The following is a 17,571-nucleotide window of genomic DNA, read 5'->3' as shown; positions in this document are numbered from 1 at the left end:
AAGAAGTTGCCCCCTTTTCGAGGACAACTTCCCGCTATTTATCAGTAATGTTCACATGTCAAAAGAGCTTTCTATTTTTATCACTTTATGATGTGAAGAAAAGCAAGTAGTTTAGCCATAAGCCCAGTCTTTACAGCAACTGCTGCGGCCGCTACAACAACTACAGTCGCTCCTCCTGCTGCTACAGGCACAACAGGGATTGGTGTTTTTTCCGAAGGAGTTGCCTGCTCATTTGAAGGCTTCTCTTCAGCACTTTGACCTGCGGTCTGAGAACCATTGTCACCTGAATTATCTGCAGTTGCTGCCGTTTCAGTCTGCTGTTCTTCTTGTGTACTGCCATCTGTCACTGTGTCTGAGTTTTCTTCTCTTTCAGCGCCGGCAACCTCCTGCTCGTCGTCCCTATTGTCATTTCCAAAGATACGATTCACAAAATTGTTAACCTTGTCAGCAACTTTTTTAACTACATTCTCAATTGCTTTTACTACAGGAACAGGTTCTACCTTCTTGGCAGGAACTGATTCAGAAGTACTTGTTGTATCAGATTCAGAAGAAGATGATTCTTCATCTGTACTTCCTGATCCCTCACTTGCTGAATCAGAATCTGATGTTGAACCCGATGAAGTTCCTGTTGAGCCACTCTCAGTTGTCTGCTCCTCTTTTGATGAACCTGATGAGCTTGATGATGACTCCTGTGTTGTTCCAGCAGAACCTGATTCCTCGCTTGACGCTGAGGAACCAGCCTCAGAACTTGATGCTGAAGAGCCTGCTTCTGAGCTTGCTTCTGAGCTTGCTTCGCTGGAAGGATCATTTTCCTCTGATGAATCATAGTTGTATGAAGCAGCTTCGTAGCTTCCATTTAATGTAGCAATCACGTCGGAATATGTAATACCTGCTTTAGCAAGTGTCTCCATTCCTTTATCAGTAAGCTTTAAGAAATCTCCAAGGTCTATTTTACCGTTGCTGCTTCTGATACTCTCTGCAACCGCAAGAGGATCCGCAGCGTTTGCGTAAGGTGCTTCAAGTGAAACAAACCAGTCGTCTGCTACCGTAAGGCCATCACTATTGGCAGATGCTCCATCGTTCCAGAAGAAATTGAGGGTACCATAAATCTTTGATGTGTCCTGTGTTCCCTTTGGCTTGAGCGTTTCGTTTGTGCTTGTTCCGGTTGTTCTGTATGAAAGCACGCCATCTACATAGAAATCAGTATTAGCTGTGTCATTTGTATAAAGAGCCACATTGCTGCCGCCGTTATTGAATGACATGCTGTTGTAAACCTGAATGTCAGGACCGGAGTTAGAATCAATACCTTTCGCTTTGTTGCCCCATGCAACAGAATTTATGAGCTTGTGTGGGCCTGACATGCTTGAACCGCCCATCTTAAATCCGTTACCGTTACCTTCATTTGTTCCGTCAACGCCATAACCATTTGCAAACGCAACACAGTTCTGGATTGTAACCTGCCCTATGCAACCTGATTCTACCTTGGCAAAAAGATCCCAACCGTCATCGGCGTTGTTATAGGAAATACATCCATCAAAAACTATTCCATCTGCAACTGTGAGCTTTGCCGCAAAGCCATCTGCATCTTCGTATCCCGCATCTGCATTGCTGTAGGATGTGCAGTTAAGGATAAGATCATCACTTGGCCAGTCATCCCATTCATCTGTAGAAAGATATCTGCTTACCTGGATACCTGTATTTCCATTTTCATATGCATGAACATCTTCAAGTGTTATATGACTTCCTGATACCTGGATACCCTTTTGGGAATTACCTGATCTTGTACAGTCAATTCCGCTCACATACCAGTAGTCTCCTGCAAATACAAAACCGGCGCATGCACTGTTAAAATCAAATACTGCTCTATCATCAGAATCAGCAATCATTCTGATTGGCTTAGATGAAGTTCCATCAATTCCCCTTGCAACTGTAACAGTACTCTTAAGTGAATATGTGCCGCCGGCAAGTCTTATTGTCTGTCCGGGCTGTACATATTTAACCGCTGTATAGATGTCTACTGGAGAATTCTCTGTTCCTTCCCCTGTGCTTGTGCCCTCAGGGGATACATATATCTCTTTTGCATCACTGATAGTCTTGTAATTTACAGTATGCGTAAATGTGCTTGCTTCATATGATGAAAGGAGCTGATACTCATCATCCTCAGGATGGAAAAATTCATCCGGGATAAATTTCACAGCAAAGGTGTTATCGCCCTTATTAAGTGTTGTTTCAACACTCTCAACTGCGTTTGCCTCCACAGTCTTGGCATTTACAAGAATATTTCCTTTTGCATCTGTAATTGTCAGTACGCCGTCCGCGTTACCTGTGTACTGAAGTGTATATTCAGCTGTATTGGAATAAGCAGCTGAAATGATCTTGTAGCTTGGTGTTACATACGTAATAGGTCTTTCTTCTGCCAATTCATCATCTTCAGGATTTACAAGTGTAAGTTCAATATCGCTGAAGGTTGCTGTAGCATTTCTTGATGCAAAGAATCCGGCATAAACATAGTCACTGTCAATATTTTCAAGCGCCTTAGTATCGTAATACTTGTTTGTCGTTGTGTTTCCTTCAGCATCTGTGTAGCTTACAAAGTATCCCGTGTTGTTCTTTTGAATCTTAAGTTTAAATTCTGTTATAGGATTTGCTACTGTTCCACTTACATCTTTCGAAGCATTGCCAACAATATTGTATGTACCTGCTCCGCTGCTGCCGCATGATGTCTCAAGTGTTCTCATTGTTGATGAGAATTCACCATTTACCGCGGTTGAATCGTTTGCTTTTAGTCTCTCCAGATTATCCTGGGTAACGCCTATCTTCTGCTGCGATCCAAGTCCAAGTTTCATTGAAATCTTGCTGGCGCTTGTGTCATCTGTCACTTCTCCGGCAACTGTATCATAATAGTATTCAACCTTTGTGGCACTTGCCATGTAGGAGTTATTCCAGAATACTGAAGAATCTCCATTTACTCCAACGGCGTCTGCTGCCATAAGTCCAAAGCCTTCCTGACCATTTGAAAGTGTCCAGGAATCTATTGTTACCGTTGCTGAAAGAGTAAAGTTCTTACTTGCAGGTATTGTCGCATAGTAGAATGCAAGACCGTCTGTAGAAGCAGGAACAAGCTTACCCTTACCGTTCGTTGATGCTACAGTGATTGATCCATCATCATGAACTGTTGCTTTGTTGTAGGAAGTATTAACTCCTGATCCGAAGGCAGCAAAAGTCCACTCCTGCTCACCATCTTCAGTAACTTCAATACTCATTGTGCTTTCAGCTGAAGTCTCTTCGCCTCTTTTTGCTGATAATACAAGCTTGTACTCATGGCCAACTGTAAGCCCCTTGAAGGTATAGTTGTACTCTGTTGAAGTATTTGTTACCACCTCTTCAGGAGTGTATGTTGTCTTTATTTCTGATGATGATTCATTTTCTGTATCAATGGCTAAAAGAGTATACTCAGTAGCCTCTTTTACAGAGTAGAATTTTACTGTTACAGTTCCATTCCCCTTATTTACCGCATTTTTAAACTGTGGAGCTGTAAGAGGAAGTGTAAAGTCAAACTGTTCGGACTTAGCGCTTGTCTTTGCCTCTGTTTCCGTGTCGTCATCTCTTGAGAGAGATGCTACGAAATAGTATTTACCACTAATATCAGGGGTAAAAGAAAAATCGAAGGACTCTTTTTCTGCTGAGGACTTAAGTGTTTCTTTTTCAGCTCCGCTCTCATCATACATTGTTACTGTAAGGGCGTCACCGCCATCTGTCCCGATAAGTGCATTTACTTTGACGTCAATCTTATTTGCATTGCTTTCGTTAAGTGCAACACTTTCGATAACAGGAGCACTCACACTGCTCCAGTCGGCTCTGGTTACTTCTTTTGCACCCTCTGTTACTTCAACTTTGTATATGTAATTATTATTTCCTGCACCTCCCAGATAATGTGTTCCTGCTTTTTCAAGTGTAAAACTTGTGATGTATAAAGAGTCCTTTTTAGATGCCTCACTAGATGTATACTCTGTTTTTCCTTCTGAATCCAAAACAGCCATCTGCCTGTCATCAGCACCTGCACCCCACCACACTTTAAGCTCAGCATTATCAATGGAGGTCGCAAATTTCACCGAATTTACGTTTGTTTTCGCGCCACCGCCAAAATTTATTCTTTTAGTTGCTGTAAAATCATCACCGAACGTTTTTGTTTTTTCTTCTACTTTTGAGCTTGAACTATAACTAATTGTAAAGAAGTCATCTGTACCAGCTTTTTCAGTATCACCATCTGCTTTTGCACCTTTGTCAAAAGTAGCTATATCAGCTGCGTTTAAGCTATATACTTTTTCACTATCTTCCTCTGCTGAACCCTGAGTTCCGCTAGCAACGGGTTCCTCGGCTGTTGTTCCATCAGGGAAAGTAATGGTCATGTCATTACCATTTTCCTCAAACGGATCCCATTCGCCCAAAAATGCTGCTACTGATATTGCTGTGCCATCTGAGCAAACAGCTGTTTCAGGCTGCTGTGCCCAAGTTACACGAGATGCACTGTTATCTTCTCCCGATACTTCATATGTGCCATATTCAACGCATCTTGAGGATTCGCCTCCAAGAGTTGTATTCCAACCTTCCGGCTGAATAAGTGATACTTTTGAGTCTGCGTCATAAACATACTTGCTACTTGAATCAAGACTCCAATTTGTAGCCTCTACTACAGTGTCAAAGAAAACTACCTCTGAAGTATTAGCCTGCCAAGGTCTGCCGAACTGTCCAGGCTTTGATGTATAGCTTGATGCTGTATCAACTCCAGGCGTTGCACTTGTAACTCTGCAGTTGTACATAAGATATCCGCGTGTACCTGAAGACTTCTGCTGAGCTGCTGTAATATAAGCAACATCGTTTTTATCTTCACTTGTGTTAAGAACAAGGTCGCACTTTGCGAATACTGCTGTCATTCCGCCAAAGATGTAGTCTGTTCCGCCATATACTGCACAATCATAGAACGCTGCTGTAGCACCTTCTCCGCCGTAGAGAGTATCCTGACGACCAATTATGCGGCAACCATCAAAATAACTTTCTGTAGCAGATGATGTAAGAGCAAGAGCTGCAGCTCTTTCTACATAGCTCTTATTCTGCAGCGTTGTATCGCCAGCTTCCATACCTGAACGGGCTGTAGTTCCCTCTTTTGCACCACTCTGAGGAACGATCACATCCTCTGCTGCCTTTGCTGACATATACTGGTTAAAAGAATTTTCAAAAATAATATCTTTTGCTTCAAATCCGGAAGCACTTACTACAACAGTTGCGTTCCAGTATGTCGCTGTTCCTGAACCAGGATTAACAACTGATGCATAGCCATTTGCTTTGTTAGTAGCAAGAACGTCGCTATCGTACTTGTAATCACTTCCCATACTGTAGTATGTGTAGCCATGTCCGTAATACCATGTAATACGAACTGCATTGTCATCAATATCTACACCTGAATTTGTAAGTGTGTTTGTAGGATTAGAACTTGCGTTTTTAAGTGTTACGTTAGGAACATCAATTACAAGCATTTCCTCATAGTTACCCGGTTCAATGCTTACTGTGACTCTTTCATTATCTTCTCTTTCCATGAGACGGATTGCTTCAAGAGCTTCTCCAATGGAATCATAATCTGCCGCTTCTGATGCTCCAACTAATATTTCTGACTTGTATTCTGTCTGATATACCGTTGCAATTTTGGTAATGTATGATGAACCCAGAACAGTTATGTCAAAAGTTCCCTTTTCACCATTGTAGTTGTAGGTAAAAATATCATTCTGACTTGTGGAATCTGTTTTCACATTAACGGATTCCTCTGACTCATTTTCAAAGTAATATGAATACTGATAATTGGCAGTTACCTGTATCTGGCACGCACCTTTTACCGGAACAGATATTGTTCCTGCTCCGGAGTATAAATATACTCCGTTATGTGATCTTCCATTTGTCCATGATAATCCGTTATAGGTTCCGGATGTTGCATTTGTAAATTTAGCCACAAATGACTCGGCACTAAAATCCCATTCTGTTATATCTGAAGAAAACATAATTTCTTTTGACACATCAGCGCCATTTACGATGAGATTGCTTGTGAGCTGCTGCACAAATTCACCTGAATTTGTTACCTCTACTACATACTGGCCATCCCTTAGTGCAATATTGTCAGTTCCTGTAAACTCATAGACATATCCGTCAGCCACATAATCATTTTCTGTATCAAGTCTTGTAAAGGTAAATGTTGCTTCTGCCAGATCATCAAGAGTTGCTCCACCCGGAACAATTGTAATGTTGTAAACCGGCTTTGGTTCAAATTCGATTGCATAATCAGTTTTACCGCCATTTACAGCTATTTCAGTAGTTAAAAGATTATAATCTTCAACCTTTGCATAGCTTTCCGTTGAAGTATCTTCTTTGTCCTCAACGCTAACTTTATAGGTAACTGCATCCTGAAGCTTTACTTCATAAGCAATAGCACCTTCCTCTGCTTTAAGTGTAATTGATGGGACAAATACTGACTCCTCATCATCGGGGGTAAATGTAAATTCTGCCGCGTTCACAAATTCTTCTGCATCTTGTGTATCTATACCTGTAATTTTGCCATTATACGATACAAGATTTACGCCTGTAACATCTACCTCAATAGAAGTATCCTCACTTATATTTACAGACTTATCCGATTTAATTACATAGCTATCAGCTCCCACTAAGGACATATCATAATCAAAACCTTCTGCAAGCTCTGCCGTAAATGAACCTTCACTGACCTCAGCTCTGACCTCGTTGCCATTTTGCCTATTAGTAAATACTATGGTAAAAGGCTCCGTTCCTTCATAACCAACTACTGTACCTGTAAGCTGAGCATATTTGGCATGTTCACGAAGAATTCTTGCTACTACAAGCTTCTCGGTAGCAGAATACAATTTGTATTGAGCTTTGCTTGCAGGGTAGTATACAAACTTCGATACTGTGCTTGAACCAGCAGTATGTGTATAACTGGTTGAATCATCTTTATCAGAGACATTTTCAAACACAACCTCTGAATCTTTTCCATTGCTTGCTACATATGCTGTGATGATATCATCAGCCTGGCATTCTACTGCTATATAAACATCCTCTGTAGATCCTTTATTTGAATAAAGATATCCACTGTAAACATTGCCAGCAGAGTCTTTTAATGACTTTGAGTCGTAACGAGTTAGCTTGGTGTTAGTGGTTCTTAATCTGTGTGTACCACTATATCCACCATCATCGAACAAGAAGTCCCCATCATCAACTGAGAATGATGCAATATTCACTCCTGTAGAACCTGCATCAACACTGTAAAAAGAGTTGATAGTATCTACTGTTAATCTGTTATTGTAAGCATCTCCTAAATCTTCTGCTCCAAAATCCCATACATCTGTCTTGGAGTCATCAAAGTTTCTATCTTCTGATTCTTCTTCAATCTCTTCTGTAGCTGCACTGCTTGCTGCTTCCACCGAAGAAGCACTACTTGCCGCAGAACCTTCAACTGAAGATGCACTTGTTGCTGCAGTTCCTTCTGATGATGCTTCACTTGCAGCTGAAGAGCTTGCAGATGCTGCTCCTGAAGATGCACTTCCACCAGCAGCTGCTCCTAGCAAGGTCGCTCCTGCTGTTGCTGCAGTCAAAGAAGTTGCCACTTCAGTTCCAGCCAAAGTTGTAGCTGCTTCCTCTGTTTTAACTGTTAATGTTTCTTCTTTTTCCTCATCAACACTTGATACTTCTGATGATGCATCAGAACTCCCATCAGTGCTACCCTCTTCGGAAATCTCACTTGTAGATTCTGATGAGTTGTCAGTTGTTTCTGCATAGACAACAGTCTGCGGCATCGCCAGGGTGACATTTGCCATCACGATCGTAGCAGACATAAGTACAGCCCCAACCTTTGTCCATGCCTTTTTGCATAGTCCCTTTCTTACCATTGTTCTCCTCCCAATTTATGTGTCTCCCACAAAACACAATTCATTAACGCCCCTATAAAAATGCAAGTTTATACTTTCTTAATAATGTAAACGCTTACATTTTTATAATTCGTGTTCCCATCATAACATAGAAATAATGACGAAAACAATATCTTAAAACCGGTTTTCGTTGTGATATTGCACTAATTAATCAACAAATTTATAGGGCAAAAACTGTGCATTTTTTATGATTAGCGATAGACAATATTTTTTTTGCATCTAACAATATGTAAAATTGCATTGTTAGCGCTTTCAGAGACCCCTACTAAAAAACGCCTGACCACCATAAGGCAATCAGACGTTTAATACTATATTCAAAAGTACTCGTATTTATTTGGGATCTCCCCTAAAGGTATTTCGAATCAGCAAAACAGGATTTGCTCTCTTCATTCGAAAGCCACCCTTGGAGATGTATAGAGGCTTTCCACCTTTTTTCCATAATGGTCTCCCCTCTCCGTTTGGATTTCCGGTTCTTACAAAAGCTGCCACGTAATCCATAATCAGTTCTGACGCAGCCTTATCCTTCTCGCCATAAGGCCGAAAGCTCTTATCAAGAGTTCCAAAGAAATACCTCAGATCCGAAGAATGAAAGGCACCGTTATCATCTCCCGGCGCATCAATATCAAAGAAATAGCGATATCCTCTATTGCTCTTTATAAATTTCCAAGCCATGTGGTAAAGGACCACATTGAACATATCGTTGGATGTGGTACCTGCCATATAGTCAATGCGCAAAGGATGCTTCACCAGCTGCGCCGTATCTTTTTCCAGAAGATAACCATCCACAACCGGCTGTGTGTTCACCAGATTGTCATTTCGCTCAGTTTTGATAACTTCAACAGCTGCCATCACTTCTTTTTCATCCAAGTGCCGGAATTCTTCTAAAGTCTTTACCCCGGCTATTTTCATTACTTCTTTCCAGTATTCTCTGGTTTCAGTAGCAGGCTTTGGCCTAGCTTTCTTAGGAAAAAGGCCTCCACCAGAGAGCATGATAGCACGCTTAAAGAGACCTTCTGCTTTTTGAGAAAGACAGAGGTATTGCAGAGAAATCGCTCCAGCGCTTTGTCCCATAGCTGTGATATTTTCAGCATCGCCGCCAAAGGAAGCTATATGTCTTTTTACCCATTTAATGGCAACTAAAATATCGTCCAGTCCAAAGTTTCCGTCGCGGCCATTCTTTTCCTGTATTTCCTCATGAGTCAGATATCCAAAGGCTCCCACCCTGTAGTTAATGCACACAAGTATGATTCCACGTTTCGCATAACCGGCACCGTCAAGATAGCCTTCAGAATTAGCCATGGAATTAAAGCCTCCGCCGTGGATAAATACAAGAACCGGTGCGTTTTTAGCATCTTTTGGCGCATAGATGTTGAGGTTCAGGCAATCCTCACTATAGGTAAAACTTAGTCCCTCTCTGAATTCCCGATGATAAAAAAGTCGCTCTGGCACATCAAGATGGGGAAAGTAGGTCCGGTACTGAGTACAGGCATCGCCGAAGTGCGTGGCATCATATGTCCCCTCCCATTTTTCTACGGGAACAGCATAGGAAAAACGCTCTGCCTTTGCATAGCGAATCCCAAGAAAGGCCAGGTCGTCTTCTCTCTCAAGGCCTCTGATCCTGCCAAGGCCTGTTTCTTTTTCAATAAACTTAATATCACTCATAGATTTTCATCTCCAAAGTATGCTTCCTTTTTTGCCTGAAGTTCTGTCACTTTCTCCTTTGAAAGCGGATACCAGACGATCAGGAATAGCGCCATCAGGGCAAACATTACAGCAGGGATCAGGGTTGCCAGTACATACATCAAAGACAGCTGTGCCCCGGTAAATTTGAATTCCAGCGTACTTGCAGTGTCATAATATCCCATTGCCAAAAGAGCTGCATTTACCGCAATAGCTGAGATTACCTGCCCCAATTTACGGAAGAAATTAAGGAACGCATAAGCTGTTCCGTTATCCTTACTTCCGGTTGTAACTTCGATCTCGTCTATGGCATCCCCCGCCATAGCCCACAACTGCAGGACAAATAGGTTTAAACCAAATCCGGAGACAAAGCACAAAAACATGAAAGGCATAAGTGCCGCTGCCGGATCCAGGAATTTCAAGAAAAACATTAAAAAGTTCGCTGCTGCCGCAATGATCATACCTACGGAAGTAATCTCTTTTTTGCCATACTTTCTGGCAAGCTTTGGAGTAAATGTCATCAGTATTGCCATTGGAATATAGGTAAGGATAGTCGGAAGTGATACAAAAATACCGCCCTTTCCAAAATAGTAGCGGATAAGATACACATAGTAGCTTTGAGTAAACATCTGCCCTGCCAAAAGAAGCATAGCTACCACTGAAATAGATAACATGGACTTGTTTCCAAAGATAAGCTTTAAAGCTTTGCCTGCTGTGCCCTTTTCATGATGCTTTGGCTCCGCCTTCACTCTCTCTTTTGTACCAAGGAATGCAAATAGAAGCGCTATCATAGATAAAAGAGCCATGAGAATAACGCCGGTTAAAAGAACATCATATTTTACAATGGATTGACCTGTTGTTTTATCAGTGCTAAAGCAAAGCATTGAAAGCACCATGACAGGCATAGAACCAAGAGCCGCACCAACAGCACGAAATACTGACAGTTTGGACCTTTCTTTGTCATCCAAAGTGATAACACTTGCAAGGGAGCCGTAAGGAATCTGAAGCATGGTATAGATCATTCCCCATGCAACATAGGTCACTGTCGCATAAATGTAGGCAGGCAGATTGTCTCCCGGCGTACCAAAACCCGGGAATTTACAAAACAACAGAATAGATGCTATAGCAAGCGGTATTGCCACGCGAAGAAACCACACACGATATCGACCATGCTTTGAGACCTTTGCTGTATCACAGATGCGCCCCATAATTGGGTCATTCACCGCGTCCCAGACTCTTGTCAACACAAACATGATCATGATAAAGAACGGACTTAAGATAAGTACATCCGTATAGTAGGTCTGAAGGATTGAAGTCACCAGCCCAAACACCAGGCATCCACCCGCATCCCCCAATGCATAGCAGACATATTCTGCGGTCCTAAGGCCACTGGCCCTTTGGATCACACTTTTTTCTTCATTTTTCCCCATAGAAATTACCCTCCTGTTCTTGAATAGAAAAATAGATACTGCTGCATAACCCCATTAAAAGGAGCATAGCTTTCAAAAGAAAAGCCTTTTTGATAATGTGCATCAAGAACTTTTTTTATCCAAACATCAATAGGAAACGCATCAAGCCTGTGATAGCCAAAAAGAATCTCACAATTTGCAACCTTAACCCCAACACCAAATAATTTAAGGAGATTCTCCATCAACTCTTCATCAGAAAGTTTCCCCCATCTATCAAGATCCACAGCGCCGCTTGCCACATCAAGTGCCGCCTGATGAACATACTTATCTCTATATCCAAGGCTACAGGATGATAGCTGCTCCATTGATAAAGCTGCTATTTTTTCAGGAGTGGGAAAAGAATATATTTTTCCAAACTCTTCTCCCTCATCAATTACATTCCCCGCAAGAGCGCAGAGTTTTTCAATTGAAGCTTTGATAGCTGGAATATTCTTTCTCTGAGATATGATAAAAGAAATAAGCATTTCCCACGGATCCTGCCTGAGAATCCTTATTCCTTTGCCATATTCAGAAGCATTATAAAGATATTCATCTTTGGTTTTATCAATCCTTGCACGAATATCGCTATAGCTGATGTCCATATCAAAATAGTTTTTCCAAAAAGAATCATATTCTTTTTGGTCACAGCTAAATTCGTACCTGTTTTCGTCAAGTTTTTTAACCAGCACATGTTTGTCTAATGCTGCAACGCTGTAATGCTCCTGCGACCCTTCTCCGCACCTGTTAAACCTGAAGCACTGACCGCTGTCAGCTATTTTCCCAAGATCAAAATCATCTTTAATTTCTATTATCACTTTTTGCTCCTGTTTTTCTCATTTCTTTTCCATGTTATCCACATAGCCCCTGTCCCAAAGCATGATGTTGAGCTTTGTAGCCAGCTCCACAGCAGGCTGTGTGAAGTACTGATTGGTCATGACAACACCAACCATCCTGCCATAGTAGTCGCGCCCCGCGTATATCTCCTGGATAGCCTTGACTCCAATTGGCTTATCGTAACATTTACACTGAAAAGCATATGTCACGCCATCTTTTTCAGCAAGGATATCAGCGCCAAAGTCGCCGCTGCCCTTGGTCACTTCAACTTCGAGAAAGCCATTGTTTTTTAACAGATCCGCGCAATAATACTCGAAGTCATGCCCCTCCATTTCATCCATAGGAAGCGGGCGCATTTTATGTCTTTTAATTAGATAAAGTATAAGGACAGCAAGTAAAACCACCGCTGCCCCTATAACTGCATAAATTATATTATCTCTAAACATTAAAGTTTCATATCTCCGTCTTTTACCCAGCCAAGTTTTTTAACACCTGCATTTATTATAAGTGAAAAAACAGCCGGAAGCACTATGGAAATCATTAAAAGTCCAAACCAGTCAAATCCTGTGATAGATGCCTTGGTGCCGTTTGCAACATCGCCAACCCATCCTGTATAAACTCCGATAGGTCCTACCATTCCGCAGGTTCCCATTCCTGATGAAACCGGAGCTCCATTCATCTGCAATCTGAAAAGACATGTAGCAATAGGGCCTGTTATGGCTGATGCAAGTGTTGGAGCAATCCAGATTCTTGGATTTTTAATGATGTTTCCCATCTGAAGCATTGATGTTCCGATTCCCTGTGAGACAAGACCGCCCCACTTATTTTCTTTAAAAGAAATAACTGCAAAGCCGATCATCTGAGCACAGCACCCCGCTACTGCCGCTCCACCTGCAAGCCCTGTAAGTCCAAAGGCCGCACAGATAGCTGCTGATGAAATAGGAAGTGTGAGCGCCACACCAACAAGAACAGAAACCAATATTCCCATGAGAAATGGCTGTAGCTCAGTTGCCCACATAATGAGGTTTCCTATCCACATAGCTGCCCTGCCAATAGGCGGTGCAATGAGCCATGAGAAAAATACTCCAATGCCTATAGTTACAAGAGGTGTAACCAGAATATCAATCTTTGTCTCCTTGGAAACTGCTTTACCAAATTCAGCTGCAAGTATTGCAACAAATAAAACTGCCAAAGGGCCGCCTGCTCCGCCCAAAGCGTTCGCAGCAAAGCCAACTGTTATCATTGAAAAAAGAACCAGTGGTGGGCACTTAAGAGCATATCCTATAGCTGCTGCCATTGCAGGTCCGCTCATCGCTGTAGCCAAACCGCCAACTGTATATTCTGTACCGGCAATCGTTGCCACTGTTTTCATCAAAAAAGGAACATGGAACTGAGTCCCGATTGTGTTGATGATAGTTCCGATAAGAAGTGAACAGAATAATCCCTGAGCCATGGCTCCAAGTGCATCAATCCCGTATCGCTTTAAAGAAATCTCAATATCTTTCCTCTTCAAAAACTCTTTAAACTTTTCCATACCATTCTCCCTGTTATAGTTTTGTTTTCTAGCATCCCCACGATTATACTATAACACTTTAGAGAATTGAACTAAAAAAGTGACAACAGACAGTATTTTCCGCAAATGCAAGTATATTTTTACTTTTGTGTCTTTATTTTCAGACCGCGCAAATACTCTTTTGCTTCATCCGTAATCCTATAGCTCTCAATTGCCTTCTGAATTGTCTTGTTATGGGTCCATACATCAAGCCTGTGATCTTGGATATACAAAATTGCTGACTCATACTGCTTGGCAAGAGCTGTAGCAAAATACCAGGCAATCATCATGTTGATGTAGTACTCATCTGATCTGATCTTTGACACTTCTTTAAGGTATTTTTCATCAAAGTCCTCGTCCAGAAAATGCTGCATCAGCATACCGATAGCAAACCTGATTGTGTAGGTTTTATCTGACTTAAGCCACTTTGGTATTTCTTTTAGCAAATCCTCTTTATGCTTCTTGAAAACCTTTGGTGACATCTGGTCGCACGTAGCCCAGTTATCCACAAATGGAAGGAACCTGTCCACCCGTTTTACACATTCAGCATAATCTTTTATCTCAGAGATGATAAACGCATGGAGCTGATTCTCATCGAAATACTTGTGTGGAAGGTCATTCAAAAACTCATCAATTCCCTCCGTCTTTGCCAGTTCTTTGGCATACTTCCTAAGATCAGGTGTCCTTACCCCTATAAACATCTCTTTTTCCGCAGTTGGTATGAGTCCGCTCTGGAAATCCCTATACTTTATATCCTGCAATTCAAAAAGCCTTGTTCTTATTTCTTCAATCATCGTAATCTCTCTTTCTCCATAATTATCCATAATGTTTTGCTCATTGGTTTTCTTCCCTTGAAGAGCCTTCCTCAATCTCATTTATCCGTGTAAAATACTCTGTTGCATTTTCATGATGAATATATGCTCCATTTTTTATCTGCACACGGAGGCTTGCAGGATTATCTTTATTAACAGACATATACACTTCATGAATGCACATCTGTCTTGCCTTCGTAAGGGTAAGCTCAAGTCCTTTTGTTGCATATCCCTTTCCACGATATTTTTTTGAAATACAATATCCAATATGACCAGGTCCTTCTCTCAAAAAATCATTCAGACAATGCCTTAAATTAAAAACACCGACATAAACATCTTCGTCAACGAGCACATATGTGGTATCAGGAACAAATCCTTCAGGAAGATTTTTCCCCATTGACCAATTTCTCTTTTTTTCAATCCACTCAAGAAATTGTTCATAGCTATAACCATATACATTATTCATGTACCCGTTTTCATTTTCAGGAAAGGACATATAAAGTTCATATGTTTTTCGATAATCAGAATCCTGTACTCTTACTAGTTCCATAACAAATCCTCCATTTATTTTTTTATATAAAGAAAGCCTCATCAAACTACTATTGTCTGATGAGGCTTCACTCTTTATAATAAATTTTAACAATATCACTAAATATATTGTCGTTCCTCATCATCTACAACGCCAAAAGTCCCCTGATTTGGATTCACGGGATTAGTATTTGGTGTATTAAAATTATTGAGGAATGTATATTTCATATCTTTTCTGCTTTCTTCAATTTTTTTATGAGTATAATCATGTAACGCCGTCATGTCAACCCAAAATCCTCGCATCATAGAATAATCAGCAAGATTTTCATTTTTTTACAACAACATATCTCTCTTACAGATATTCATTAAGTCCATAAAGATGTTATAAACATTGGCGATGCATCATTGCTCTTTTCAAAACCACAGTTCTGGTAAAAATGCATTTCCTTGTCATAGGCAATTACAGCTATTCTAAGATAATCCTGATACTTATCTTTAATCTTATTGATTAGTGTTCTTCCAATCATTTGATTATGATATTCGGGATTAACTAATAAATAATGGACATATGCATTCATTATTCCATCATCCATGGCGCAAACCATTCCGACTAATTTGTCCCCATCGTAGGCAGAAAAAACTGTGTTGAAATTTTTCATTGCAATGCATAGTTTTTCCGGATAATGACCTGATGACCAGTCAACTGACAGAAATAAGTCTTCTAACTCATTTTTATTAAAATCATGTTTATCTGTATATTTGATTTCCAACGCAGACTCCTATATTAGTTCCATTTCAGATTCCATTTTAACAAAGCCATATTTTTCGTATAAAGGCCGCCCCATATCTGTCGCTTCCAATGATATTTGATATATTCCACGTTCTTTTGAAACATTAACAAGCATATCTAAGGTTTTATACGCAATCCCTTGTCGTCTATAGCTCGGATCTGTATACATATTCATGATGTAAGCTTTCTTGCCACTGGGATTATGATAGGTCGGCATAACATTATAAAAGCTAACACCGCCAGCCCCTATAAATCTACCATCATCCATTACCAAAATCGCACAATGCCTACCATCAGCCAATGCCTTTTTATAATAATTGTAAGATTCTTTTTCTACCTCTGTCATATCAACAGAATCATCTAACTTATTTGCCGCTCTTAAAACTTTAACACGGGAAGCAGTCAATAAATCAATATCATCCAAGGTTGCTATTCTATATTCCAATATTTTTTCACTCCTATGATTGCTTTTGCTATATCATCTTAGTCTGTCCGTACCGAACCAAATAGAAAATCATCTTTTCTTTCATCTCTTTCTACATCTAAAAAAATGAAGTTTGTACAATGAACAAACCATCTCGACATGTGTTCTAATGTACAAACCAAAGTAACAAAGAAAAAGAACGAGCAAACCGCACACTGTAACATGATCCGCGGTAAAAAACCCGTTCCCAAAGAATTCTTTCTTATGCAGCAGCATCAATCAGGATCTTGACATTATCCGCTGTGAAAACATAAAAACATTTGGATGGGCGGCGTATCCATCATATCAGATTCCACTTAGGGAGCGCAGGGTGCCTTTCCTGCTCGTCAAATGTTCTTATATCCGGAGTTTAACATCAGATATTTCGCGTAGTCAAGTGGTTTTAACGAGCCTTCTTTGCCACTATAAGGTATCTGTGAATAGTACCTTCTACAAAACCATTCTTGTCAATTACTTCCTGCATTTCAAGTAATTTGTCAAAGCATTTTTCAACAGAGAAACCCGGAAATTCCCATTCGATAATATGCGCGAACCATACAAATGCCCCAACATCGTAGAACCTGATTGGTTTAAATACTTCTTCAGCTCTTATTATCTCAAAGCCTGCTTCTTCAAACTTCTTTCTCTGAATTGATAATTCAAGTTCCGGGAAAGGTGCAGGTACATCCGGTAGAACCATCTCAACAAGATCTCTGTCGTTCTTGCCTCCTACCTGCTGTGTAATAAAAAGCCCTTCCGGCTTGAGAAGTCTATGTGCTTCCACAGGATCAAAGCTTCCATGCCTGTTTATCATTATGTCAAAAGAGCTGTCAGCAAAAGGGATATTTGACTCATCATCGCAAGATCTGAAATCAATCCCAAATGGTAAGAGAACCTCCTTACACAATTCAACATTAGGGGCATATCCTTCAGTAGCTGCAGTATTCTTGTATGGGTGCTTCAAAGATAATAAAAACTCGCCACCACCTGTATCAAAATCCAACAGTTTCATATCAGGAAGAAGAAACTCTTCGATTATCTTTTTGTAGTCCCATGGGAGGTCATCCTCTTCTTCATATCTATCATGAATATGAGAAAAATCCCACCCATGTATGTGTGCAACCTTCTCCTCTGCTTCCCACTCTTTTCTTAATTCACTTATTCTATCTGTATTCATATCTGCTCCTTTTCAAATAAAAATCTGTTCTTCATTATTTGTTCGGTGCAGTATGTGACAGCAAATAAATTTTATTAACCTCGGTACAACCTGCTGTCAGCATTAAAACTGCACCGAGTAGTTATCTCGCATTCTCATGATTACCTCCCATGCGACATCTGTTTATCCAGATTGTCACAACAAAGATATTATATACAATGCTATAAGCACGCGTAAATACTAATCTAATTATAATCCAAGAGAACTAAGTCGCTGCGCGACGGCCTGCCAAGGCTGTGGCGCAGCGACTTAGTTCAACCAGA

11 protein-coding genes are annotated in these 17,571 nt (G+C 40.7%); all 11 read right to left on the bottom strand.

Annotated features, from left to right (window positions below):
* Window positions 1–80: 80 nt before the first annotated feature.
* Entirely contained in the window at window positions 81–7,946 is a 7,866-nt protein-coding gene (locus tag E7303_RS01480; protein ID WP_292143519.1) for a pectinesterase family protein, read from the bottom strand.
* A gap of 369 nt (window positions 7,947–8,315) precedes the next feature.
* Window positions 8,316–9,647 (bottom strand): carboxylesterase family protein, encoded by a 1,332-nt coding sequence (locus E7303_RS01475; RefSeq protein WP_292143518.1) that lies wholly within the window; start codon window positions 9,645–9,647, stop codon window positions 8,316–8,318.
* Entirely contained in the window at window positions 9,644–11,095 is a 1,452-nt protein-coding gene (locus E7303_RS01470; RefSeq protein WP_292143517.1) for an MFS transporter, read from the bottom strand. The genes E7303_RS01475 and E7303_RS01470 overlap by 4 nt, the downstream gene beginning before the upstream one ends.
* Window positions 11,096–11,100: 5 nt before the next feature.
* Window positions 11,101–11,928, bottom strand: coding sequence for a DNA-3-methyladenine glycosylase family protein (locus E7303_RS01465; protein ID WP_330601599.1), 828 nt, complete (start codon window positions 11,926–11,928; stop codon window positions 11,101–11,103).
* An 18-nt stretch (window positions 11,929–11,946) separates the two neighbouring features.
* A complete protein-coding gene (locus tag E7303_RS01460; protein ID WP_292143516.1) occupies window positions 11,947–12,393 on the bottom strand; it encodes a restriction endonuclease in 447 nt (148 codons plus the stop codon).
* Window positions 12,393–13,481 (bottom strand): PTS transporter subunit IIC, encoded by a 1,089-nt coding sequence (locus E7303_RS01455; protein ID WP_292143515.1) that lies wholly within the window; start codon window positions 13,479–13,481, stop codon window positions 12,393–12,395. The genes E7303_RS01460 and E7303_RS01455 overlap by 1 nt, the downstream gene beginning before the upstream one ends.
* A gap of 119 nt (window positions 13,482–13,600) precedes the next feature.
* Window positions 13,601–14,323: a DNA alkylation repair protein gene (locus E7303_RS01450; protein ID WP_292143514.1), complete on the bottom strand. Its 723-nt coding sequence runs from the start codon at window positions 14,321–14,323 to the stop codon at window positions 13,601–13,603.
* A gap of 10 nt (window positions 14,324–14,333) precedes the next feature.
* Complete coding sequence (locus tag E7303_RS01445) at window positions 14,334–14,861, bottom strand: GNAT family N-acetyltransferase (RefSeq protein ID WP_292143513.1); 528 nt, start codon at window positions 14,859–14,861, stop codon at window positions 14,334–14,336.
* Between the two features lie 343 nt (window positions 14,862–15,204).
* Window positions 15,205–15,609, bottom strand: coding sequence for a GNAT family N-acetyltransferase (locus E7303_RS01440; protein ID WP_292143512.1), 405 nt, complete (start codon window positions 15,607–15,609; stop codon window positions 15,205–15,207).
* 9 nt (window positions 15,610–15,618) lie between these two features.
* Window positions 15,619–16,074: a GNAT family N-acetyltransferase gene (locus tag E7303_RS01435; protein ID WP_292143511.1), complete on the bottom strand. Its 456-nt coding sequence runs from the start codon at window positions 16,072–16,074 to the stop codon at window positions 15,619–15,621.
* Window positions 16,075–16,495: 421 nt separating this feature from the next.
* Window positions 16,496–17,269: a methyltransferase domain-containing protein gene (locus E7303_RS01430; protein ID WP_292143510.1), complete on the bottom strand. Its 774-nt coding sequence runs from the start codon at window positions 17,267–17,269 to the stop codon at window positions 16,496–16,498.
* Between the last annotated feature and the right edge of the window lie 302 nt (window positions 17,270–17,571).

The organism is Butyrivibrio sp. (assembly GCF_015056685.1).
In the GTDB taxonomy this organism is placed as follows: domain Bacteria; phylum Bacillota; class Clostridia; order Lachnospirales; family Lachnospiraceae; genus Butyrivibrio.
Note: the sequence above shows the minus strand (reverse complement) of the source record. Positions and strands in the feature narration are given on the sequence as shown.